20 protein-coding genes and 1 riboswitch are annotated in these 23,566 nt (G+C 62.5%); of the genes, 5 read left to right on the top strand and 15 right to left on the bottom strand.

What is annotated here, in order from left to right; genetic code table 11:
* Positions 1-196 precede the first annotated feature (196 nt).
* A complete protein-coding gene (gene polA, locus D9M09_RS02010; protein WP_070290044.1) occupies positions 197-2,959 on the bottom strand; it encodes a DNA polymerase I in 2,763 nt (920 codons plus the stop codon).
* A 291-nt stretch (positions 2,960-3,250) separates the two neighbouring features.
* Here polA and D9M09_RS02005 point away from each other — a divergent pair, with 291 nt between their 5' ends.
* The 3 genes from D9M09_RS02005 (at position 3,251) to D9M09_RS01995 (ending at position 5,481) form a co-directional block, all read left to right on the top strand.
* Positions 3,251-3,646, top strand: coding sequence for a hypothetical protein (locus tag D9M09_RS02005; protein WP_070222654.1), 396 nt, complete (start codon positions 3,251-3,253; stop codon positions 3,644-3,646).
* 84 nt (positions 3,647-3,730) lie between these two features.
* Positions 3,731-4,687: a homoserine kinase gene (locus tag D9M09_RS02000; RefSeq protein WP_121668459.1), complete on the top strand. Its 957-nt coding sequence runs from the start codon at positions 3,731-3,733 to the stop codon at positions 4,685-4,687.
* Positions 4,688-4,689: 2 nt separating this feature from the next.
* The gene (locus tag D9M09_RS01995) at positions 4,690-5,481 is read left to right on the top strand and encodes a BPSS1780 family membrane protein (RefSeq protein WP_070290041.1); all 792 of its coding nucleotides are present in this window, start codon (positions 4,690-4,692) and stop codon (positions 5,479-5,481) included.
* Between the two features lie 318 nt (positions 5,482-5,799).
* On the opposite strand, the gene D9M09_RS01990 is transcribed toward D9M09_RS01995, so the two are convergent.
* Positions 5,800-8,109 (bottom strand): UvrD-helicase domain-containing protein, encoded by a 2,310-nt coding sequence (locus tag D9M09_RS01990; protein WP_070278250.1) that lies wholly within the window; start codon positions 8,107-8,109, stop codon positions 5,800-5,802.
* 109 nt (positions 8,110-8,218) lie between these two features.
* Between D9M09_RS01990 and D9M09_RS01985 the strand changes: the two genes are divergently transcribed.
* Positions 8,219-8,494: a hypothetical protein gene (locus D9M09_RS01985; RefSeq protein WP_121668458.1), complete on the top strand. Its 276-nt coding sequence runs from the start codon at positions 8,219-8,221 to the stop codon at positions 8,492-8,494.
* On the opposite strand, the gene D9M09_RS01980 is transcribed toward D9M09_RS01985, so the two are convergent.
* The 12 genes from D9M09_RS01980 to D9M09_RS01925 all read right to left on the bottom strand — a co-directional run bounded on the left by D9M09_RS01980 (position 8,491) and on the right by D9M09_RS01925 (position 20,057).
* On the bottom strand, positions 8,491-9,345 hold the full coding sequence (locus tag D9M09_RS01980; protein ID WP_162995544.1) for a hypothetical protein: 855 nt from the start codon (positions 9,343-9,345) through the stop codon (positions 8,491-8,493). The genes D9M09_RS01985 and D9M09_RS01980 overlap by 4 nt on opposite strands.
* 186 nt (positions 9,346-9,531) lie before the next feature.
* Positions 9,532-10,638, bottom strand: coding sequence for an S-(hydroxymethyl)glutathione dehydrogenase/class III alcohol dehydrogenase (locus tag D9M09_RS01975; protein ID WP_121668456.1), 1,107 nt, complete (start codon positions 10,636-10,638; stop codon positions 9,532-9,534).
* 90 nt (positions 10,639-10,728) lie between these two features.
* Positions 10,729-11,361, bottom strand: coding sequence for an ANTAR domain-containing response regulator (locus D9M09_RS01970; RefSeq protein ID WP_070222669.1), 633 nt, complete (start codon positions 11,359-11,361; stop codon positions 10,729-10,731).
* A gap of 78 nt (positions 11,362-11,439) precedes the next feature.
* Positions 11,440-12,063 (bottom strand): thiamine phosphate synthase, encoded by a 624-nt coding sequence (gene thiE, locus D9M09_RS01965; RefSeq protein ID WP_121668455.1) that lies wholly within the window; start codon positions 12,061-12,063, stop codon positions 11,440-11,442.
* Positions 12,064-12,073: 10 nt separating this feature from the next.
* On the bottom strand, positions 12,074-12,841 hold the full coding sequence (gene thiD / locus D9M09_RS01960; RefSeq protein WP_240453528.1) for a bifunctional hydroxymethylpyrimidine kinase/phosphomethylpyrimidine kinase: 768 nt from the start codon (positions 12,839-12,841) through the stop codon (positions 12,074-12,076).
* Entirely contained in the window at positions 12,838-13,632 is a 795-nt protein-coding gene (locus D9M09_RS01955) for a thiazole synthase (RefSeq protein WP_070312414.1), read from the bottom strand. Before D9M09_RS01955 ends, thiD begins: the two co-directional genes overlap by 4 nt.
* Positions 13,633-13,789: 157 nt before the next feature.
* Positions 13,790-13,993, bottom strand: a complete 204-nt coding sequence (gene thiS, locus D9M09_RS01950) for a sulfur carrier protein ThiS (RefSeq protein WP_070222852.1) — start codon at positions 13,991-13,993, stop codon at positions 13,790-13,792.
* A gap of 20 nt (positions 13,994-14,013) precedes the next feature.
* On the bottom strand, positions 14,014-15,927 hold the full coding sequence (thiC, locus tag D9M09_RS01945; protein WP_121668454.1) for a phosphomethylpyrimidine synthase ThiC: 1,914 nt from the start codon (positions 15,925-15,927) through the stop codon (positions 14,014-14,016).
* A gap of 79 nt (positions 15,928-16,006) precedes the next feature.
* A riboswitch (TPP riboswitch) is annotated at positions 16,007-16,122 on the bottom strand.
* Between the two features lie 108 nt (positions 16,123-16,230).
* Entirely contained in the window at positions 16,231-16,488 is a 258-nt protein-coding gene (locus D9M09_RS01940; RefSeq protein WP_121668453.1) for a hypothetical protein, read from the bottom strand.
* A gap of 38 nt (positions 16,489-16,526) precedes the next feature.
* The gene (locus tag D9M09_RS01935; RefSeq protein WP_070222683.1) at positions 16,527-17,333 is read right to left on the bottom strand and encodes a response regulator; all 807 of its coding nucleotides are present in this window, start codon (positions 17,331-17,333) and stop codon (positions 16,527-16,529) included.
* A 28-nt stretch (positions 17,334-17,361) separates the two neighbouring features.
* The gene (locus tag D9M09_RS01930; RefSeq protein ID WP_083287235.1) at positions 17,362-19,221 is read right to left on the bottom strand and encodes a hybrid sensor histidine kinase/response regulator; all 1,860 of its coding nucleotides are present in this window, start codon (positions 19,219-19,221) and stop codon (positions 17,362-17,364) included.
* A 95-nt stretch (positions 19,222-19,316) separates the two neighbouring features.
* Positions 19,317-20,057 (bottom strand): Crp/Fnr family transcriptional regulator, encoded by a 741-nt coding sequence (locus D9M09_RS01925; protein ID WP_070222685.1) that lies wholly within the window; start codon positions 20,055-20,057, stop codon positions 19,317-19,319.
* A gap of 238 nt (positions 20,058-20,295) precedes the next feature.
* On the opposite strand from D9M09_RS01925, the gene D9M09_RS01920 reads away from it, so the two are divergent.
* Positions 20,296-22,392 (top strand): putative bifunctional diguanylate cyclase/phosphodiesterase, encoded by a 2,097-nt coding sequence (locus D9M09_RS01920; RefSeq protein WP_070222687.1) that lies wholly within the window; start codon positions 20,296-20,298, stop codon positions 22,390-22,392.
* 7 nt (positions 22,393-22,399) lie between these two features.
* On the opposite strand, the gene D9M09_RS01915 is transcribed toward D9M09_RS01920, so the two are convergent.
* The gene (locus tag D9M09_RS01915; RefSeq protein WP_070290247.1) at positions 22,400-23,440 is read right to left on the bottom strand and encodes a porin; all 1,041 of its coding nucleotides are present in this window, start codon (positions 23,438-23,440) and stop codon (positions 22,400-22,402) included.
* Positions 23,441-23,566: the final 126 nt, after the last annotated feature.

Raw genomic sequence — 23,566 nt, 5'->3', positions numbered from 1 at the left:
TTAGCGGGGCATGCCCCGCGTAAGCCGACGCAACATCAATGCGCTTCGTCCCAGTTGACAAACAATGTCGGCTTACGCTGCGCTAAGCCGACCTACGGTCATTGCTCAAGTAAACATGTGTTCGGGCTACGGTAATTGCTCGAGTCAACATGTAGGTCGGCTTAGCGGGGCATGCCCCGCGTAAGCCGACGCAGCATCAATGCGCTTCGTCCCAGTTCCTGCCTACGCCTACCTCGGCCGTCAGCGGCACTTTCAGCGCGGCCACGCCGGCCATCAGTTCCGGCAGCTTGCGCTTGACCAGTTCCAGTTCCGCGTCCGGCACTTCCAGCACCAGTTCATCGTGCACCTGCATGATCATCTTCGTCTGCAAGCCGTCCGTTTCCAGCCAGCCTTGCACGGCGATCATGGCCAGCTTGATGAGGTCGGCAGCCGTGCCCTGCATCGGCGCGTTGATCGCCGCCCGTTCCGCGCCCTGGCGGCGCGGGCCGTTCGGCGAATTAATTTCCGGTAACCACAAACGGCGGCCAAACACGGTTTCCACGTAGCCGCGCGCCTTGGCTTGCTGGCGCGTGTCTTCCATGTACTGTTTCACTCCGGAAAAACGGGCAAAGTAACGGTCGATATAGCTTTGCGCGGCCGTGCGGTCCACGCCCAGGTTACCGGCCAGGCCGAATGCGCTCATACCGTAGATCAAACCGAAGTTGATGACCTTGGCGTAGCGGCGCTGCTCGCTCTGCACTTCCGCGGCCGGCACGCCAAAGATTTCAGCGGCCGTAGCGCGGTGAATGTCGATGCCGTCGGCAAACGCGCGCAGCATGGCTTCATCGCCCGAGATATGCGCCATGATACGCAATTCGATCTGCGAATAGTCGGCCGAAACGATGTGGCTGCCCGGCGGCGCGATGAACGCTTCGCGGATGCGGCGGCCTTCCGCGCTGCGGATGGGAATATTCTGCAAATTCGGGTCGTTCGACGCCAGCCGCCCCGTCACGGCCACGGCTTGCGCATAGTTCGTATGCACGCGGCCCGTCGTGACGTTGATCATCTTCGGCAATTTATCGGTATACGTCGACTTCAGCTTGGCCATGCCGCGGTATTCGAGCAGCACTTTCGGCAGCGGATAATCCTCGGCCAGCTTTTGCAGCACTTCTTCATCCGTCGACGGCGCGCCCGTCGGGGTTTTCTTGACCACCGGCAGCTTCAATTTCTCGAAGAAGATTTCGCCGATCTGCTTGGGCGAGCCTAAATTAAACGGCTGCTCGGCCAGTTCATACGCCTTCTTTTCCAGCTCCAGGATTTTGACGGCCAGCTCGGCCGACTGGATGTTGAGCAATTCGTCGTCGATCAGCACGCCGTTGCGCTCGATCTTTTGCAAGACCACGGCCGTCGGCATTTCGATCTTTTCATAGATGAAGGTGAGTTTTTCATCGTTCGCCACATTGCCCCACATGGCATTGTGCAGGCGCAAGGTGACGTCGGCATCTTCGGCCGCGTACTTTGCCGCCTGCTCCACCTCGACTTGATTGAACGTGATCTGCTTGGCGCCCTTGCCGCACACGTCCTCGAACGGGATCGTCGTGTAGTTCAGGTGGCGCAGGGCCAGGCTGTCCATGTCGTGTTTCTTGTGCGATTCGAACACATACGATTCGAGCAAGGTATCGTGGGCGATGCCGCGCAACGTCACGCCATGGTTGGCGAAGATGTGGCTGTCATATTTCAGGTTCTGCCCCAGCTTGGGCTTGGTTTCATCTTCGAGCCACGGGCGCAGTTTCGCCAGCACGTGTTCGCGCGTCAACTGTTCCGGCGCGCCCGCGTAGTCGTGGGCCAGCGGGATGTAACAGGCGGCGTGCTCGGCCACGGAGAGGGAAATGCCGACCATTTGCGCCGTCATCGGTTCCAGCGAGGTGGTTTCCGTGTCGACGGCCGTCAGGGCAGCCGCATCGATCAGCGCGATCCATTTGTCGAGCTGGGCATCCGTCAGCACGGTTTCATACTCGGCTTCCACCGCTGGCGCGGCATCGGCGAACATGTCGCCCGTCGTGTTGACGACGGAAACGCCGGCGGCAGGCGGCGCTCCGACGGGCGACATCGGCGGCGGCGTGGCGCCCAGTTCGCGCAGCAGGGCCTTGAAGCCGTAGCGGTTGAAGAAGGCCAGCAGCGCTTCCTTGTCTTCGTGTTTCGCCACCAGCGAATCGGCGATCGTCGTCATATGGCCGGACAGATCGCAATCGGTCTTGACGGTGATCAAGGCGCGCGCCTGCGGCAGCCATGGCAGGGCCGTGCGCAGGTTTTCACCGACGGCGCCGCCCACCTTGGCCGCGTTTTCCATCACGCCTTCCAGGCTGTCGTACAGGGTCAGCCACTTGACGGCCGTTTTCGGCCCGCATTTCGACACGCCCGGCACGTTGTCGACCGTATCGCCGATCAGCGACAGATAATCGATGATGCGGTTGGGCGGCACGCCGAACTTGGCCAGCACGGCCGCTTCGTCGAGCTTTTCATTGCTCATGGTATTGATCAGCATCACCTGGCTGTTGACCAGCTGTGCCAGATCCTTGTCGCCCGTGGACACCACCACGTTCATGCCGGCGGCGGCCGCCTGCACGGCCAGGGTGCCGATCACATCGTCCGCTTCGACGCCGTCGACCATCAGAATCGGCCAGCCCATGGCGCGCACGGCTTCGTGGATCGGTTCGATCTGCAGCCGCAGGTCGTCCGGCATCGAGGCGCGCGTGGCCTTGTACTCGGGATACATGTCATCGCGGAAAGTTTTACCCTTGGCATCGAACACGCAGGCGATGTAGGCGGCCGGGTAATCGGCGCGCAGGCGGCGCAGCATGTTGACCATGCCATGCATGGCGCCCGTGGGGTAACCGTCCGGGCTGCGCAGGTCGGGCAGCGCATGGAAGGCACGATAGAGGTAACTGGAACCGTCGACTAACAGCAGGGTGTTTTGCATAATGCCAATAAAATAAGGTGAGCGCGCCCGCCCAGGAAGTACAGCGGCGGGCGGGTGGAATATCGTCCAATTATCGCAGAGTTTAGGGCCGCGCCACCGGCCGCAATACGTGCCGTTCCTGGCGTTTTTGCCACCCTGGCGGCCCCGAACTGGCATGCGTGCCGCCGCTGCCAGCCATTTCCGTTCATTTAAACAGCATTGCCTATCAGTTTGTTACAATGCCTTATAGATAAATTGACGGCATTACACCACTGCACGCGCTGCAGCCCCACACATGGAAGCGAACCCATCATGATGCGTACATCGACACTCTGGACATTCCTCGCCCTGCCCCTGCTGGCATGTTCAGCCATTGCCAGCGCCCAGACGCCGGCCAAACCGAGCGATGCGCCGCCACAACTGGAACGTATCGAGGAAATGGGCGAAGCCCCCATCACCGTGGCGCCGGCCGCCGCCAAGCAGCAGATTACCGAAAAACGCGAAGCGGGCGTCACCAGCGAAGTGAAAGTCACCAGCGGCGGCAGCACCTATTACATGAAGCCGGCCGCCGGCGCCGACCAGGCCAACGGCAACGCCCTGCGCGGCCCGCAATGGAAAGTGCTGGAATTTGATCTGGGCAAGAAAAAACAGAAACAACGCGATGAAGAGGCAGCGGACGCGCCAGCACCGCCCGCACCAGCGAAGTAAGCAGCCACTCTCTTCTGCCCTGCCCCGGCCATGCGCGGGGGCAGTCGGCTTTTTTTGACCTTTTAGACCATTCCTCTCTTTCCCATGGCAGTTTTTACCGCGCTACACCTGGACGATATCGGCCAGTGGATCACGCAGTTTCCACTCGGCAAACCTCTGGCGCTCAAGGGCATCGCCTCCGGCATCGAAAACAGCAATTTCTTCCTGAGCACGGAGCGCGGCGAGTTTGTGCTGACGATCTTTGAAAACCTCAGCTTCGCGCAATTGCCGTTCTATCTGCAACTGATGCGCCACCTGGCGGACCGGGGCGTGCTGGTGCCCGCGCCGATCGCCAATGCCGATGGCGAACTGGTGACGGCCCTGCAAGGCAAGCCGGCCGCCATCGTCAGCAAACTCGACGGCAGCTCGCAGATGGCGCCGCAAGCCGTGCATTGCGCCGCCGTGGGCGCCATGCTGGCGAAGATGCACCTGGCGGCGCAGGACTTCCCCCTGCAGCAGCCGAATCTGCGGGGCCTGGACTGGTGGAACGCCACCACGCCGCTGGTCTTGCACCATCTCGACGATGCCAGGGCGCACCTGCTGCGCGCGGAAATCCACTTCCAGGACGCCTTTGCTGCCTGCGATACGTATAAAGCCATCCCGCGCGGTCCCGTGCATGCCGACTTGTTCCGCAACAACGTCATGTTTGACGGCGAGCGCCTGACGGGCTTTTTCGACTTTTACTTTGCCGGCTGCGACACCTGGCTGTTCGACGTGGCCGTCACCGTCAACGACTGGTGCGTGGACCTGGCCACGGGCGTGCTCGACAAGGTGCGCGTGCGCGCCCTGCTCGACGCCTACCAGGCCGTGCGCCCGTTTACGCACGAAGAACAAACGGCATGGCAACCGATGCTGCGCGCCGCCGCGCTGCGTTTCTGGCTGTCGCGCCTGTACGATTATTACCAGCCGCGCGAAGCGGAAATGCTGACACCGCACGATCCCACGCATTTCGAACGCATTCTGCGCGAACGTATCGCCACACCTGCTCCGGAACTGTTTTAAACATGGAAAAATTACCTGCAAGTACAGGTTGGCAATGGGTGAAACAGGGATTCGCCCTGTTTCGCAAGCAACCTGGCGGCATGTCGATGCTGTTTCTCGGCTATATGTTCTGCATGCTGGCCGTCAGCATCGTGCCCGTGCTGGGCCAATTGCTGCCCGTCATCCTGGTGCCCGTGTTTTCCGTGGCCTTCGTGCAAGGTTGCCTGAATATCGACCAGGGCAAGCGCGTCCTGCCCAGCCTGTTGATTTCGGGCTTCCGCAAACCCGCGTTTCCTTCCCTGTTCGGCCTGGGCGTGCTGTACATCCTGATGGCCATCGTTGCCATCGGCGCCTCGACCCTGGTGGACGACGGCTTGCTGTGGAAACTGGTCACGGGGCAACTGACGGAAGAAGCGGCACGCGCCGCCATCCCCGACTCGCGCCTGGGCCTGGGCATCCTGCTGGCCATCGTGCTGTACGTGCCCGCCGCCATGGCCTTCTGCTTTGCCGCGCCGCTGATCTACTGGCGCCAAACCGGCCTGGGCAAGGCGCTGTTCTTCAGCTTTTTCGCCGTCTGGCGTTCGTTGTCGGCCTTCATCGTCTTCGCCGCCACCTGGTTCGCCATCAGCGTCGTCACCAGCCAGTTACTGGCCGTCATCTTTGGCCGCACGCCGCTGATGATGCAGCTGATGATGCCCCTGTCGATGATACTCACCATCATCATGCATTGCTCGTTCTACGCCGCCTACCGGCAAATCTTCGGCCTGCCCGTCGATGAGAGCAAGACGGTGTCGCTGGACAAGACCGGAGAGTGATCACCGGCCAGATGTAAAAAGGGGCAGCCTGCGCAGGCTGCCCCTTTTTTATATATCGAATGCCTTGCAACGCCAACAATGATGTCGGATTACGCTGCGCTAATCCGACCTACACGCTCTCGAATGCCTTGCAATGCCACAACGTAGGTCGGATTAGCGGCGGCACGCCGCGTAATCCGACGCTGCGAGGCCAACAATGTTGTCGGATGACGCTACGCTAATCCGACCTACGCGCCAGACCAGATCACCGTTCCTGGCGTAGGTCGGATTAGCCGAAGGCGTAATCCGACGCCATCGTCAGCCATCCCGCGTACCACATCACCGTCCCAGACGTTCCAGCTTGGCAATTCCCAGGTCCAGCACCTTCATGCCGTGCTGTCCGAAGTTGATCTGCGCGCGCGCATTGCCGCCGCCGCCTTCGATATTGACGATCACGCCTTCGCCGAACTTGGCGTGCGCCACCGATTCGCCGATGCGCCAGCCGCCGCCCGTGGCTTTTTGCGCGATCTTTTGCGCAATCGCATTGTCCGAACCGAGGCTGGCCACCTTGGGCGCCTCGTCCCAGGCCGACTTGCGGTTGCCGAACCAGTTGGCCTGCACCTTCGGCGACAGCCATTTCAAGGACTCTTCCGGCAACTCGTCGAAGAAGCGCGACTTCATGTTGTAGCGCGTCTGGCCGTGCAGCATGCGCGTCTGCGAAAAACTCATGTACAACCGCTTGCGCGCGCGCGTGATGGCCACGTACATCAGCCGGCGTTCCTCTTCCACGCCGTTGTCTTCCTTCGAACTGCTTTCGTGCGGGAACAGGCCCTCTTCCAGGCCCGTAATGAACACATTGTCGAATTCCAGGCCCTTGGCCGAATGTACCGTCATCATCTGCAGCGCATCCTGGCCCGCCTGCGCCTGGTTGTCGCCCGCTTCCAGCGACGCGTGCGAGAGGAAGGCGGAGAGCGGCGACATCACGGCCGGCAGCGGCGCGTCCGCGTCGAGTATCTCGATGCCATCCTGGTTGACGACGGGCGCGCCCGACTGCGCCTGGGCTGCTGGGCCCAGGTGGGCCGGTGCGCCCTGTCCAAAACCTTCCTCGGAAATGAACTGGCTGGCCGCGCTGACCATCTGCTCCAGATTCTCGATGCGGTCGGCGCCTTCCTTTTCATTCTGATAGTGTTGCAGCAAGGTACTCGCTTCCAGCACGACTCTGACCATTTCCGGCAGAGATAATTGCTGCGTTTCGAAGCGCACGCCTTCGATCAGTTTGACGAAACCGGCCAGCACGCTGCCCGCCTTGCCGGCCACATACGGCACGGATGCGTACAGCGAAATGCCGTACTGTTCCGACGCGGCCTGCAATTGCTCGATCGAGCGCATGCCGATGCCGCGCGTGGGAAAATTGACCACGCGCAAGAAAGCGGAGTCATTGTGCGGATTATCCATCAATTGCAAATAGGCAATCGCGTGCTTGACCTCGGCGCGCTGGAAGTAACGCTGGCCGCCATACACGTGGTATGGAATCGCGGCCGAGAACAGCGCGTGTTCGATCACGCGCGACTGCGCGTTCGAACGGTACAGAATCGCGATTTCGCTGCGCGAGGCGCCGTCGGCGATCAGGCTTTTCGCCTCTTCGATGATCCACTGCGCTTCCTGCAAGTCAGAACTGGCTTCATACACGCGCACCTGCTCGCCATGGCCAGCGTCCGTGCGCAAATTCTTGCCCAGGCGCTTGCTATTGTTCGCGATCAACACGTTGGCGCTGTCGAGGATGTGGCCGTGCGAGCGGTAGTTCTGCTCCAGCTTGATCAAGTTCTTGACCTGGAACTCATGCTCGAAGGCGCTCATGTTGCCGACATTCGCGCCGCGGAAGGCGTAGATGCTCTGGTCATCGTCGCCGACGGCAAACAGGGCGCCGCCATCGCGGCTGCCATGGCCGGCCAGCAATTTCAGCCAGTTGTATTGCAGGTTGTTCGTATCCTGGAACTCGTCGACGAGGATATGGCGGAAACGGGCCTGGTAATGCTCGCGCAACGGTTGATTGCGGCTGAGCAACTCGTAAGTGCGCAGCAGCAATTCCGCAAAATCGACGACGCCTTCGCGCTGGCACTGGTCGTCGTACAGCTGGTACAGCTCGACCATCTTGCGCTCGTGCGCGTCATACGCTTCCACGTCCGTGGCGCGCAAGCCCTGGTCCTTGGCATTGTTGATGAAATACATCACCGTCTTCGGCGGGAATTTTTCATCATCGATGTTGTTCGCCTTCAACAAGCGCTTGATCACGGATAGCTGATCCTGCGAATCGAGGATCTGGAACGTCTGCGGCAAGGCCGCGTCGCGGTAATGCGTGCGCAGCAAGCGGTTGCACAGGCCGTGGAAGGTGCCGATCCACATGCCGCGCGTATTGATCGGCAGCATGGCCGACAGGCGCGTGAGCATTTCCTTGGCGGCTTTATTCGTAAAGGTCACGGCCAGGATGCCGGGCGGCGATACCTGCTGGGTCTGGATCAGCCACGCAATGCGGGTGGTCAGCACGCGGGTCTTGCCCGAACCGGCGCCGGCCAGGATCAGCGCATGCTGGGCCGGCAGGGTGACGGCAGCCAATTGTTCGGGATTGAGGTTGTGAAGAAGATTTTGCATCCCGTGATTATACCGGCATGGCTAAAAATACTGTGCATTTGTCCAGCGGTCGCGCCATTTTACCCACGCGCGCTACAATCGGCATCCCGACACAACGGCCTGTATCCCCATGACACCACCCACCCACCTCGACGGCGCCCGCGTACTGGCCTGGGCCTGGTCCGACCTGCCCTTCGGCCACGTCGCCAGTGAAGTCGGCACCGCCCCCATCGCCATCCACGGCCTGGCCGTGTGCCAGTATGCGGGCGAGGCGCGCGTCTACCGTTTCAGCTGCGACGCTCGCTGGGATACGCTGCAGGATGAGGTGTATGCGAGCGAAGACGAGGCCAGGGCGCAGCTGCCGGCGCAATACCGGGCCGTGGCCGCCAGCTGGAACCAAGTCTAGCGCACCGGCTTGGCCTTGCCTTCGCTGAGCGCCTGGGCAATCACCTGGCGTGTGGCCTTGTCGGCTGCCTTGGTGGCTTTTTCCTGCTGGCGTCCCAGCGCTTCCATCTGCTTGCCCAGGGTTTCCATCGGCTTGCCGCGCTGATCCATCTGGCGCGACAGCACATCCACCTTGTCCGCCTCGCGTTCTTGCGCGGTGGCAATGCGGTCGTTGACCTCTTCCATGGCGTCCTGCGCATCTTCCATCTGCTGCTGCAGGCGTTCCACCTCGCGTCCGGCCGCGCGGCGCGCCGTCTCCGTGGTGGCCTGCGCCTGGCGGCGTGCCGCCTCGCCCATCTTGCGGCCCAGTTCCTGCTGCTGGCGGCCCAGCGCCTGCAGTTGCGCCACATCGCGCGCGCCGACGTTCGCCTGCGCCGCGCCATGGGCGCCCATCTTGCTGCCCAGTTCGCCCATCGCCTTGCCATGTTCGCTCATCTGCTTGCCCAGGCCGCTCATCTGAAAGCCCAGATCTTGCGACGGCTTCCAGGCGTCGCGCACGCGGGCCAGCAGCGCGGCATCCTGCGTCACATAGCCCTTGCCCTGGTCGCGGAACCACAAGAACTGCCCCTTGAGCGAACGCTGCAGCTGCTTGATCTGCTGGCCGTCGACATCGGTGCCGGCCATGGTGACGCTATCCTCGCTGCTGTCGACGAGCGCATAGCCATCGCCGCTGCCCATGGAAATACTGATTTTCTTGCTCGGCGCGGCCGGTGCGGCCGGCGGCGCGGGCGGCTGCGACGGCTGCACGGCCAGCGCGCTGCCGCCAAGCACAATACCGGCCAGGCTGAGGATCAAACGGTGGGAAGTGGACATGGCTGCCTCGTCGCAAAAGTAGTGGAGCATTGACTGTAGCGATGGATGGCGCACGGCTCCAGCGCGGTGCGACAGGCTGCAAAAAGACTTGCCTGGATGGCAGACATGGACGATGGATGGCACGCGGGGCAAAAAAAAACGGAGGCCGCAGCCTCCGCAAAAACGCCGTGGTACGGCGTATTTCAATTAATACAGCACGACGGAGCGGATCGATTCGCCGCTTTTCATCAGGTCGAAACCTTGGTTGATGTCGTCGAGCTTCAGACGGTGCGTGATCAAGTCGTCGATATTGAGCTTGCCTTCCATGTACCAGTCGACGATCTTCGGCACGTCCGTGCGGCCGCGCGCGCCGCCGAAGGCGGAACCTTTCCACACGCGCCCCGTCACCAGCTGGAATGGACGGGTGGAAATTTCCTGGCCGGCCGCCGCCACGCCGATGATGATGGACTGGCCCCAGCCCTTGTGGCAGCACTCGAGCGACTGGCGCATGGTGGTGGTGTTGCCGATGCATTCAAAACTGTAGTCGGCTCCGCCGTCCGTCAACTGCACGATGTTGTCGACGACGTTTTCCACTTCGTTGGCATTGACGAAATGCGTCATGCCGAACTTGCGCGCGATGGCCTGGCGCGCCGGGTTGATGTCCACGCCGATGATTTTATCGGCGCCGACCATCTTGGCCGCCTGGATCACGTTCAGGCCGATGCCGCCCAGGCCGAACACGACGACATTCGCGCCCGCCTCGACCTTGGCCGTAAACAGCACGGCGCCCACGCCGGTGGTGACGCCGCAGCCGATGTAGCAGACCTTGTCGAACGGTGCGTCTTCGCGGATTTTTGCCAGCGCGATTTCCGGCACGACGATGTAGTTCGAGAAGGTGGAGGTGCCCATGTAGTGGAAGATGGGCTTGCCGTCGATGGAGAAGCGCGAGGTGGCGTCCGGCATCAGACCGCGGCCCTGCGTCGAGCGGATCGACTGGCACAGGTTGGTCTTTTGCGACAGGCAGAATTTGCACTGGCGGCATTCCGGCGTGTACAGGGGGATGACGTGGTCATCCTTCTTCAGGCTTTTCACGCCCGGGCCCACGTCGACGACGATGCCGGCGCCTTCATGGCCGAGGATGGACGGGAAGATGCCTTCAGGGTCGGCGCCCGACAGGGTGTAGTAATCGGTGTGGCAAATGCCCGTGGCCTTGATCTCGACCAGTACTTCGCCCTCGCGCGGGCCGGCCAGGTCGACTTCTTCGATGGTCAGCGGGGCGCCCGCCTTCCAGGCAATCGCTGCTTTGGTTTTCATGTATGTCCTGTCTATGGTTGAACCAGGCGCGCCAGCGCGCCGTATCGCCACATCATAGCAAGGCAGGCATGCGGGCGCGAGAGGATACGCTTACTTGGTCTTTGCCCGGTTCAAAAATGCGCCGTGCAAGCCGTTCAGGGTTTCCTCGGCCAGCAACAGCTGGCTGGCGATTTCATTGATCTTGCGGCGGCTGGAACGGGCATGGTCGCGCAGCACTTCGAACGCCGTGTTGCGGTCCGTCTGGAACTTGCCCATCAGCAAACCCACGGCCAAGCTCGTTTCGCGGCCGGCGGCCAGGGCCGCGTTCAGGTTCAGCTCGGTGCGACGCAACTGGCGGATTTCATCGGCACGCGCCAGGCCCGCTTCGAATGCCGGCATCAAGCGGCCTTCGTCGACGGGTTTGACCACGTAGCCGACGGCGCCATAGGCGGCCGCCTGCTTGCCCGATTCGCTGTCGCCGCTGCCGGACAGGAACATGAACGGCACGCCCGTCTCGCCATGCAGGCGCTTGGCCAGTTCCAGGCCGGACATGCCCGGCATGTGGATGTCGAGCAAAGCCAGGTCCGGCTCGCGCTGGGCGACCAGCTGCAGCGCCACTTCGGCCGAATTGGCCAGGGCCGTCTCGTAGCCGGCATGGCGCAGGACTTCGCCGAGGAATTCCAACAGGAGCTGGTCATCGTCAACGATCAGGATAAGGCGTTTCGCGGCGGCTGGCTGACTCATGGGTGGGGAACCTCGGTAATGAATGATGTTCTTATTATATGCCGATTATTGCCCCAAATCAGCCCCGTATGTCCATGCTCATGCCGCGAATAATTGATTGAATTGCTGCACCGCAATATTCACATCGTCCGCCTCGTATGCATTATTAAAGACGCTGCTGATGGCCGCCACCATGTCGGCGCCGCGCGCCACCAGCGGCGCCGCGTTCTCCGGCGTCATGCCGCCGATCACCACGCAGGGCAAGGCGATCTCGCGTTTCGCCTGCAGCACGATGTCCAGGGGCGTGGTCACCGGATACTTTTTCACCAGCGAAGGATAAAAGCCGCCGAAGGCCACATAGCTGGCGCCGCCGGCCTCGGCCGTCCTGGCCAGGGCCATGTCGCCATAGCAGGAAGCGCCGACGATCTTGTCCTTGCCCAGGCGGGCGCGCACCTGCGCCACGGACGCGTCCAGGCCGCCCACGTGCACGCCATCGGCGTCGAGTTCTTCGCACAGCGCGATAAAGTCATTGATGATGAAGGGCACGCCATACTTGCGGGCCAGGGCCAGCAAGGCGCCCGCCTGCTCGCGCCGCTGCTGCGCCTCGGCGCTCTTGTGACGGTATTGCAGCAGGGCCACGCCGCCGTGCAAGGCCTGTTCCGTGATGTCGAGCAGGCGGTCGGTGTCGTCCCAATTCGGGGTAACCAGATACAGTCCACGCATGATGTTTTCCTTATTGAATGAATCGTTGCGGCATAAGCTGACCTGGCGCAATCGCATACGCGCCGGCCAGGGCCGCATGGCAATAGCTTTGCGCCAGATCAAGCGCTTCAGGCAATGCCTGTCCCAGCGCCAGGCGCGCCGCGATGGCCGAGGCCAGGGTGCAGCCGCTGCCGTGAAATTCTCCGGGCAGGCGCGGCCAGCACCATTCGCGCTCCTCGCCAGCGGCGTCAAACCAGCGGTTGATGATCGTCTGGCCCTCGCCGTGGCCACCCGTCACCAGCACGTGGCCACAGCCTTGCGCGCGCAACGCTGCTTCGCCGCCGAGAGCCAGCGCTTCGGGCCCGTTCGGTACGATCACGGTCGTCACCGGCAGCAAGGGCGCCAGCGCCAGCACGGCATCGTCCCGGCTGAGCACGTCGCCATGGCCGCTGGCCAGCACGGGATCGAGCACCACGGGCAAGTCCGGCCGGCTTTGGCGCAATTGCGCGATCAGCTGCGCGATGACGGCCGCATTCGCGGCGCTGCCCGGGATGCCGATTTTCACGGCGCTGATTACCATCTTGTCGATCAGCGCCAGCGCCTGCCGGCGCAGCCATTCCGGCGCCACCGGCTGCACGCCGAAGACCCTGTCGTTGTCCTGCACCGTCAGCGCCGTGATCACGGGCAAGGCATGCGCGCCCTGCGCGGCAATCGCGACAATATCGGCGGCGATGCCGGCGCCGCCGGACGGGTCGGCGCCGGCAAACACCAGCACCGTCGGCAACGTTGGCCCCGTCACGTCAGGCGGCCCGCCATCGGCGACGACGGCGACGCGGCAAATTTGCGCGGCATGCGTCCCGCCAGAAACGCTTCGCGCCCGGCCCGCACGGCCAGCTTCATGGCACGCGCCATGCGCACGGGGTCACGCGCGCCGGCAATGGCCGTGTTCATCAGCACGCCATCGCAGCCCAGTTCCATGGCAATGGCCGCATCCGACGCCGTGCCCACGCCCGCATCGACGAGCACAGGCACCTTTGCCTGGTCGATGATCAGCGACAAATTCCACGGATTCAGGATGCCCATGCCCGAGCCAATCAGCGAAGCGAGCGGCATGACGGCCACGCAGCCGATCTCTTCCAGAATCTTCGCCTGGATGGGGTCGTCGCTGCAGTAGACCATCACGTCAAAACCATCCTTGACCAGCGCTTCGGCCGCAATCAACGTTTCCGGCATGTGCGGGAACAGGGTCTTTTCATCACCCAGCACTTCCAGCTTCACCAGGTTGCGCCCGCCCAGCAGTTCACGCGCCAGCTGCAGGGTGTACACGGCGTCTTTGGCGTTGTAGCAGCCGGCCGTGTTCGGCAGTATCGTGTACTGGTCCGGCGGCACGAAGTCGAGCAGGCTGGGCGCGTTAGGGTCCTGGCCAATGTTGACCCTGCGGATCGCCACCGTGATGATCTGCGCCTCGGCCGCATCCGTCGCTTCGCGCGTCTGCGGCAAATCCTTGTACTTGCCGCTGCCCACCAGCAAGCGCGATTGGTATTGCTTGCCTGCGATGGTCAGCAGGTCGTCATGTGTTGCGGTATTCATGTGCTTTTCCTTAAGTTTTTAAACGTCCGAAGAAAACCGTAGCGAGCGGCGATGATTTGTGGCCGAGACGCGCAACCGTGCTAGAGCACGGGGGCGCCGAGCCGGTGAGCATCACAGGCCGCAAAGCACGACGCGCAGTAGGTTTGCTTGGACGTTTTCAGCCACCGCCAATGGCGCGTACAATTTCCACTTGGTCTTGCGTTTGCAAGACCTGTCCTGGCCACGCCTTGCGCGGCACGACGTTGCGGTTGACGGCCAGCGCCAGCGCCTGGTTTTCCAGCGACAGCGCGGCGATCAGTTGATCGAGGGTTTGCCCCGGCGGCACCTGGTGCGGCGCGCCGTTGAGCGTGATGGATATCAATGCAGGCATCACGCTCTCCTTCAGACCTTGCGGTACAGCTCAGCGCCGTTCTTGATGAATTCGATGGCCTTGATTTCCATGCCCTGCTGGAGCGCCTTGTCTTCCGCGATGCCCATGCCGGCCGCATATTCGCGCACTTCCTGCGTGATCTTCATCGAACAGAAGTGGGGGCCGCACATGGAGCAGAAATGCGCCACCTTGGCCGAATCCTTGGGCAAGGTTTCATCGTGGAATTCGCGCGCCTTGTCCGGGTCCAGGCCGATGTTGAACTGGTCGTCCCAGCGGAATTCGAAGCGGGCTTTCGACAGCGCGTTGTCGCGGATCTGCGCGCCCGGATGGCCTTTCGCCAGGTCGGCCGCATGCGCCGCGATCTTGTACGTGATGATGCCGTCCTTGACGTCCGCCTTGTTGGGCAAGCCCAAGTGTTCCTTCGGCGTCACGTAGCACAGCATGGCCGTGCCGTACCAGCCGATCATGGCCGCGCCGATGCCCGAAGTGATGTGGTCGTAGCCGGGCGCGATGTCCGTCGTCAGCGGCCCCAGGGTGTAGAACGGCGCTTCGCCGCACTGCTCCAACTGCAAGTCCATGTTTTCTTTAATGAGTTGCATGGGCACGTGGCCCGGGCCCTCGATCATCACTTGCACGTCGTGCTTCCAGGCAACCTGCGTCAGCTCGCCCAGGGTCTTCAATTCGCCCAGCTGCGCCTCGTCGTTGGCGTCGTAGATGGAGCCGGGGCGCAAGCCGTCGCCCAGCGAGAACGACACGTCGTACGCCTTCATGATTTCGCAAATCTCTTCGAAATGCGTGTACAGGAACGATTCCTGGTGGTGTGCCAGGCACCATTTCGCCATGATGGAGCCGCCGCGCGAGACGATGCCCGTCAAGCGCTTGGCCGTCATCGGCACATAGCGCAGCAGCACGCCCGCGTGGATGGTGAAGTAATCGACGCCCTGCTCGGCCTGCTCGATCAGGGTGTCGCGGAAGATTTCCCAAGTTAAATCTTCGGCCTTGCCATTGACCTTTTCCAAGGCCTGGTAAATCGGCACGGTGCCGATGGGCACGGGGCTGTTACGCACGATCCATTCGCGCGTTTCGTGGATATGCTTGCCGGTGGACAAGTCCATCACGTTATCGCCGCCCCAGCGGATGGCCCAGGTCATCTTTTCCACTTCCTCGCCGATCGACGAGGTGACGGCCGAGTTGCCGATATTCGCGTTGATTTTCACGAGGAAATTGCGGCCGATGATCATCGGTTCGACTTCCGGGTGGTTGATGTTGGCGGGAATGATGGCGCGGCCGCGGGCGATCTCCTCGCGCACGAATTCCGGCGTGATTTCCGCCGGGATGCTGGCGCCGAAAGACTGGCCCGGGTGCTGGCGGCCCATCAGGTCGGCCAGGCGCTCGCCCATAGGGCCGGAAGCTTTCAGTTCGCGCAAATACTCCTGGCGGCGCATGTTTTCGCGGATGGCGACGAATTCCATTTCCGGCGTGATGATGCCCTGGCGCGCGTAATGCATCTGTGTAACATTCTTGCCGGCAATGGCGCGGCGCGGCTTGCGGTGCAGGTTGAAACGCAGCTCGGCCAGCTTCGGGTCCGCCAGGCGGGCGATGCCGTAGTTGGAGGTGGGGCCAGGCAATTCTTCCGTGTCGGCCCGCTCCATGATCCACGGCAGGCGCGGCGTATCGAGGCCCGAGCGGATGTCGATCCGCACGTCCGGGTCCGTGTACGGGCCGGAGGTATCGTAGACGTAGATCGGCGGATTCTTTTCGCCGCCGAACGATGCTTCCGTGTCGGACTGGCTGATCTCGCGCATGGGTACGCGGATGTCGGGGCGGCTGCCCTGCACGTAGATCTTGCGCGAATTGGGCAGCGGCGCGATGGCGGCTTCGTCGACCGTGGCGGTGGCGGAGAGGAATTTCGGGTTGGCGTTCATTTTGGCTCCTTGGCTAGACTATTTTTAAGCCTGGAGCCAGCTAAGGAGGTTCGGAATTACGCACGCGGAAAAGCGGGGTGCGTTCATCCTAAAGCTTCCCTTCGCTGGCATTATCCAGATCAGGTTCGGAGGGTATTTCTCACCCGCGCTTGCACTGTGTTTCCACAGCGAAAGGCAGGACCCCTAGCGTTTGCCGCCTTGCGGCAGCGAGCCAATTATACGCGGTTCGCGCCGCGTGGCCAGATGATTTCTTGCAGGTGTCGTCTTTGCGCATCTGCTGCAATGCAGCAGATGCCGGCACGATTATTTCTTCTTGCCCCAGCGCCAGGCGGTCGGTTCGCCCTTCAGCTGGCAGATGAAAATGAGCACGGCGACGATGGCCGCTTCATAGATGATGTAGCCAACCAGCATGGTTTGCGGCGGGAACAGGAAGGCGCCGCAGGCGAACAGCGCCAGCGCGGCCAGGAACACCAGCCAGCCCTGCCAGGTGATGGGCAAGCCCCAGCCCCAGCCATAGGTCTTGGCAGGGAACCAGTATTGCGGTGGTGATTTGTCAGTCATGATTTTTCCTGGTCAATATCAATAACACCAAGTATAAATCACGCTCCCCGCAAGCGCTCCGTGACATCGAGGCCGATGCCGCGGTAGCCGATGAAGCGGCTGCCATTGTCGAACATCGGTTCGCCGCTGACCTGCAGATACTGCGTGCTGCCGTCGAGGTTGGCGCGGCTGTAGATGAAATCGAGGAACGGTTCGCGCGCGGCAATTTTTGCGTCGAGCAAGGCGCGCTCGGCGGCATTCCAGCGCTGCGGCTCTTCCTCGCTGCCGATGCCCAGCATCTCGGCCACGGGGCCGGAAAAGCGCGTCAAATTGCCCTGTGCATCCTGTTCCCAGTACCAGTCGGAAGACAGTTCCGTGAAGCGCTGGAAGCGCGCTTCGCTTTCGCGCAGCTCCGCCGTGCGGTCTTCCACCATCTGTTCCAGCGACTTGTTGTATTCGGCCAGCTTCTGGTACAGCAAGCGCACTTCCAGCATGTTGTGGATGCGCGTCTTGACTTCCACCAGGTCGAAGGGCTTGCTGACGAAATCCTTGGCGCCCGCCTGCAGGGCGCGCAGCTTGTGACCGGGCTGGGCCGTGATCACCAGCACGGGCAGATAGCTGCCCGCCTCGAGGTCGCGCAAGCCTTCCATGACTTCGAAGCCATCCATTTCCGGCATCTGCAAGTCGAGCAGGATCAGGTCGTAGCGGTGCTGCTGATGCAGCGCGCGCACGGCTTGCGGGTCCATGGTGGACGTGATGCGCGTGTAGCCGGCATTGCGCAGCACCTGTTCGAGCAGCATGACGTTGGCCTCCTGGTCATCGACGATGAGGATGCTGGCGTTCAGGATCTCGGTGGCTTGAAGCATGGCGGTATTCCTAAAATTGATTGCTGAATTAGCGTATTGCGTGAGTGTCGTCGGCCAGGCCGTGCGCGGCTGCATGGTGCAGGGCTACATCGAGCGCATCCATGAATTCGACCACCTTGATCGGCTTGGTGAGATAGCGGAAGAAGCCCGCTTGCAAGCCTTTCTCGATGTCGCGCGGCACGGCATTGGCCGACAAGGCCATGACGGGGATGTGGCTGGTGAGGGGATCATCATGCAGGATATGCAGCGCGCCATAGCCGCTGATGCCGGGCAGGTTGATATCCATCAAGATCACGTCGGGCTGATAGGTGCGCGCCAGGTCGATGCCCAGATGCGCATCGATGGCCGTCAGCAGTTTCAAGTCGCTGCGGCGGGCGATCAATTGCTCGACCAGCGCCAGGTTGGCGGGATTGTCTTCCACGTACAGCAAAGTGCGCTGGCTTTCCTGCGGTTCCTGCACCTGCGGCAGCGCATCGCCGTCGCCCAGCACCAGTTCCGGTGCGCTGCTGGCGGCCAGCTCGAACCAGAACGTGGTGCCCACGCCGACGGTGCTGTCGACGCCGATGGTGCCGCCCATCAATTCGACCAGTTGCTTGGTGACGACCAGGCCGATGCCCGTGCCCTCTTCCGTGCTGTTTTCCTGTCCCAGGCGATTAAACGGCTGGAACAGCTGCGCCACCTGGGCCGCGTCGAGGCCGGCGCCGCTGTCGCGCACGCTCACGCGCACGCGCTCGCCATGCCGGCTGCATTCGACGGTGACGGCGCCGCCGCCCTGGTTGTACTTGATGGCGTTCGACAGCAGGTTGATCATCACCTGTTTCACGCGCGTGCGGTCCGCATGCACATAAAAGGCCTTGCCGCAGCGGGGGAAATGCATGCGGATGCCGCGCTTTTCCGCCTGCGGCGCGATCATGGCCTGGCAATCCTGCAGCACGTCGAGCAGCGACATCGCTTCCTGCGACAGGGTGACCTTGCCCGATTCGATCATGGCCAGGTCGAGGATTTCATTAATCAAACGCAACAGGTACCAGCCGCCCTTGAGAATCTGCTCGATCGAGCGCTGCTGCGGCGGGCTCGGCGGCGGCACGTCGGACGCCATCAGCTGGGCGAAACCCAGCACGGCATTCAGGGGCGTGCGCAATTCATGGCTCATGCTCGACAGGAATTCGGACTTGGCGCGGTTGGCTTTTTCCGCCACCAGTCGCGCCTTTTTCAACTCGGCATTATTGGTCTCGACCAGCGAGCGCGTATACGCCTGCTGTTCGCGCAGGCGCTGATCCAGCAGCGCCTGTTCCGCTTCGACCTGCTTGCGCACCGTGTTATCGGTGCCGATCAGCAGATAGCCGATGACCTTGCTCTGCGCGTCGCGCAAGGCCGTCACGGAGACGATGGCGGGGAAGCGGCTGCCATCCTTGCGGATGTGGGTCAGCTCATAGATGTCTTCGATGCCGCGCGTGGCCTTGAACACGAGCGCTTCCACGCCCGGCGTGATGACGGTGTCGAGCTCGGCGCTGAGGGCGGCGGCGCGGGTGACGATTTCTTGCGCGTCGGAAATACCGGCCGGCGTCAGTTTGTCGACCACGTCGCTGGCTGCGTAGCCGAGCATGCGTTCGGCGCCCACGTTGAAGATCTGGATCACGCCCTGCGCATCGGTGGCGATGCACGAGAAATTGGCGCTGTTGAAAATCGCATCCTGCAAGGCGCCCGCCTTGAGCAGCTGGCGCGGCAGGCTGGCCGACACCGTGCGCCGGTACAGCGCCACCAGCATCAGCAACAGCAGGCATACCAGGGCCTCGATCAGGATCGCCGCATCAAAAGGCGGCGCGCGCCAGGCCAGCACGCCGATGACCACCAATACGATGGCGCTGAACGAGAATGCCAATGTCATGGGCCAGCGCGAAGGGGCGCGAGTAGGGTGATTTTCAACTGAGTACATAGGTAGCCTGGGCTAGGACAATAATAAAAGAGAGGGAAATGCGGCGTTTAGCGGCCTTGGCGCTGGCGCACGTCCGACAGCAGGCGCGTGAATTCCTTCTTCACGACGCCATAGCATTCGCACACATGGCCTTCGAGGCCGGCGCGGTCCAGCACGGAGATATGGCCACGCCGGTAGCTGATGAAGCCGCGCGTCTGCAATCGCCCCGCCGCTTCCGTGACGCCTTCGCGGCGCACGCCCAGCATGTTGGCGATGAGTTCCTGCGTCATGGTCAGCTCGCGGTTCGGCAGGCGGTCCATGGTCAGCAGCAGCCAGCGGCACAGCTGCTGCTCCACCGTATGGTGGCGGTTGCACACGGCCGTTTGCGACATTTGCGTGATCAGCGCTTGCGTATAACGCAGCAGCAAACGCATGACGGGGCCGGCGCGGTCGAACTCTTCCATCAGCAGGTGGGCCTTGAGCCGGTAGCCGACGCCGCCTGTCTGCACGACGGCGCGGCTCGGTGTCGAGTTGCCGCCCATGAACAGCGACACGCCCACGATGCCCTCGTTGCCGACGCCGGCGATCTCGGACGAGCCGCCGTTTTCCAGCAGGTAATGGATGGAAACGATGGCCGTGGTGGGGAAGTATACATACTGCAGCTTGTCGCCCGAGTCGTAGATCACATCGCCCAGCAGCATGGAGACTTGCTCCAGATGGGGAGCCAGGCGCGCGAAATCGGCGTCGAGCATGGCGGCGAGTAAATGGTTTTGATTCGGGTTGTGCAGCTGGGCATGCGGACTCGACATGGGCAGTTTTCCTGGTTTCCAGTCGTCAGCTAGGGAGAGAAGTGAAAGACGTCCGAACGAGGGGCGCCATATGCAGCAGCGTAACACAGCGCCTGCACAGTGGCCCGACTATATTTCTTGCAAGCATGCTTGTCCGTTCGCCAGCGAACGGACCCCGCGGCGCCTGCCGCCCTACAGTCAGTCACTGCCAGAGCTGCCGGATCATGGATCGGCGCCGGCGCTGCTACCGGACGCCATCATGCAATCATTCTTCAAACGTATCTCCATTTCCGTCTCCATCTCGGCCCTGATCACCCTGACGGTCGGGCTTTGCCTGACGGCCCTGTGCTACGCCTCGGCACGCCAGATCGAGTCGGAAAGCAGCAAGCTGTTGCTGCAGTACTACGCCAGCGGGCATACGCTGGGCGCGGCCCTGCTGCCGGCCAAAGGCATGGCGCCCGATGCCAACCATCGCGGTTCGCTGTATGTGCTGCTGGGCGGACTGCTGTCGAGCCTGCTGGCAACGGCCTATGTATACCAGCTGGTGTCGCGCAATTTCGTGATTGCCCGCATCACGGGCGAACGCACGGCGGCGCTGCAGTTTGCCAATTTGCGCCTGTCCGAAGACATCGCGGCGCGCATGCGCAATGAAAAGTCGCTGCGTTTGCGCGAACGCATCATCGAAGTGTCGGCCAACGCCATCATCCTGTGCAGCGCCGACGCACCCGGCTACCTGATCGAATACGTCAATCCCGCCTTCGAGCGCATCACCGGCTATGCGGCCGGCGAAGTCATCGGCCAGCGCCTGGAAGACTTGCAGGGTCCGGAGCAGGGGCGGCAAGACATGCATCAGATTACGGCCGCACTGCGCGAACAGCGCGAAGGCAAGGCCATCGTGCGCAATTTCCGCAAGGATGGCAGCACTTATTGGAGCGAGCTGTTCGTCGCGCCCGTGCGCGACGATGGTGATGGCGCCGTCAGCCACTTTGTCGTGGCGCAATACGACATCAGCACCGTCATGCGCTTCGAGCAGGAACTGGAATTCCAGGCCCGGCACGATATCCTGACGGGGCTGGCCAACCGCGCCCTGCTGCGCGAACGGCTGGAACAGGCGATGGCCGTGACGCGGCGCAGCGGCCAGCCCCTGTGGGTGGTGTTCATCGATCTCGACCGCTTTAAATTCGTCAACGACACCCTGGGCCACGATGCGGGCGACCTGGTGCTGAAAAACGTGGCCGAGCGCCTGCGCGACGCCACGCGTGAAGTCGACACGGTGGCACGCCTGGGCGGCGACGAATTCGTGCTGCTGTTGCCACAGCATGGCGCTGGCGAACCGGGCGCCGCCATCCTGCAGCGCATCCAGGACGCCGTGGCGCAGCCGCTGCAACTGGGCGAATATGAATTTTTTCTCAGCTGCTGCATGGGCGTGGCCGTGTATCCCGACGATGGCCAGAATGCCGACACCTTGATCAAGCACGCCGACATCGCCATGTACCGCGCCAAGGAACAGGGACGGGGCCACTGGCAATTCTATGCCTCGGGCATGAATTCAGGCACCCTGGAACAACTGGGACTCGAGAGCGAATTGCGCCACGCCCTGGAACGCGGGCAGTTTCACCTCGAATACCAGCCCCAGCTGGATCTGGCCAGCGGCGCGGTGGTGGGCATGGAAGCGCTGCTGCGCTGGCAACATCCGCAACTGGGGCGTATTCCACCTGCCAGCTTCATCGGCCTTGCCGAGGAAATGGGCTTGATCACGCCCATCGGCGACTGGGTCCTGCGCACGGCGTGCGCCCAGACACGCGCCTGGCAGCTGGCAGGCCATGGTCCGCTGCGCCTGGCCGTGAACCTGTCGGCACGACAATTCAAGCAAAGAAATCTGCTGCACGCTGTGGCACAGGCGCTGGCCGAGACAGGTCTCGACGCCGCCCATCTGGAACTGGAATTAACGGAAAGCATGGTCATGCATAACGTGGAGCAAGCCACCGCCATCATGGCCAACCTGAAGGCGCTGGGCGTGCAACTGTCCATCGACGACTTCGGCACCGGCTATTCCAGCCTGGCCTACCTGCGCCACTTCCCCATCGATGTATTAAAGATCGACAAAACCTTCGTCAGCGACATCACGCACAGCGACGACGATGCGGCCATCGTGCGCGCCATTATTTCGCTGGCGCACAGTCTGCGCCTGAAAGTGATCGCCGAAGGCGTGGAAACGGCGCAGCAGCTGGCCTTCCTGCGCCAGCATGGCTGCGACCAGATGCAGGGCTATCTGTTCAGCCGCCCCCTGGCCGCGCCCGCCTTCGAAGAATTATTACGCCAAGGCAGCATGTTGCCGGCCCTGGCGATGGGTTGACCAGGCGTTAAAACGCGTGGCGCAAGCCGACGTTGAAGGCGCGGTTGCCCGTGCCCACTTCCGTGGCATTGCCCACCATGTAGGCGGCGTCGTTGCGGTTGCGGATATGCGCGTAGGCAAGATACACCTTGCTGCGCTTGGACAAGGCGTACGTGGCGCCGATGGCCAGCTGCTGCGCATCGCGGTTGGCGCTGTCGCGGTCATCCTTGCGCACATACGAGGCCAGCAAAGTCGTCGCGCCCAGCGGCACGGAGACGCCAACGATGGCGTCGCGGCTGTCGTTCGACGCGGTGGGCGCCTGCGCCGCGCCATATGGGTTTTCCGCGAAGAACATGGTGCTGCCCTCGCCCGTGTTGCGGCCATAGCCGGCAAACGCCGTGGCCACGCCGAAGTTGTAGTTACCGGCCAGAATCGTGTTGTTCGCGTCGGCCTTACCCGGCTCGCCCGCACGGCTCTGGCGCGCCAGGCGCAAGGTCAACGGACCGTTGACATAGCCGAGGGCCAGACCCAGCGAGCGCTGGTCCGCCGCCACACCCGTGTGTTCGCCGGCGCCATACATGACGGTGCCCGTCACGCCGCGCCATTCCGGCGAGGTGTAGCGCACGGTATTGTCGATGCGCGTGGCCGAATAGCCGGCCAGGTTGGTCGCCGCGCCGGCATAACCGCCTTCGAACGGGTCGGCCACGTCGGTCAAGGCCTGGCTTTGCAGGTTGTACTGGCGGCCCACGGTCAGCATGCCCAGCGGGCTGTCGAGGCCGACAAACGCCTGGCGGCCGAACAATTGCCCCGCCTGGTCCGAGCGGCCCGTATCGCCCTGCACGCCCGCTTCCAGGGTGAACACGGCTTGCCAGCCATTGCCCAGCGACTCCGTGCCGCGCAGGCCCAGGCGCGAGCCGGCCGATATGCCACTGGTGAGCTTGCTGATGCCGCCTTCCTGTACCAGGCCCGCGTCCATCAGACCATAGACATCAACGGACGACTGGGCTTGGGCGGCAGGCAAGGCGCCCAGAGTGGTGGCAAGACCGGCAACGATGGCGATTTTTTTCATGATGATTTCCTTGTAAAAGCGCAACCAGGAAAGCGGCGGCCACGGCAAGGCCGCAGGCGGCAAGGCGCCAAGCGGGGTATGCCGTATCAAAAGACGACGCGCCGGACAACAGATCCTGGCTAAGCT

The organism is Janthinobacterium agaricidamnosum (genome assembly GCF_003667705.1).
GTDB lineage: Bacteria > Pseudomonadota > Gammaproteobacteria > Burkholderiales > Burkholderiaceae_D > Janthinobacterium.
The sequence above is the reverse complement of the archived record's forward strand: the minus strand, read 5'-3'. Positions and strand labels throughout refer to the sequence as shown.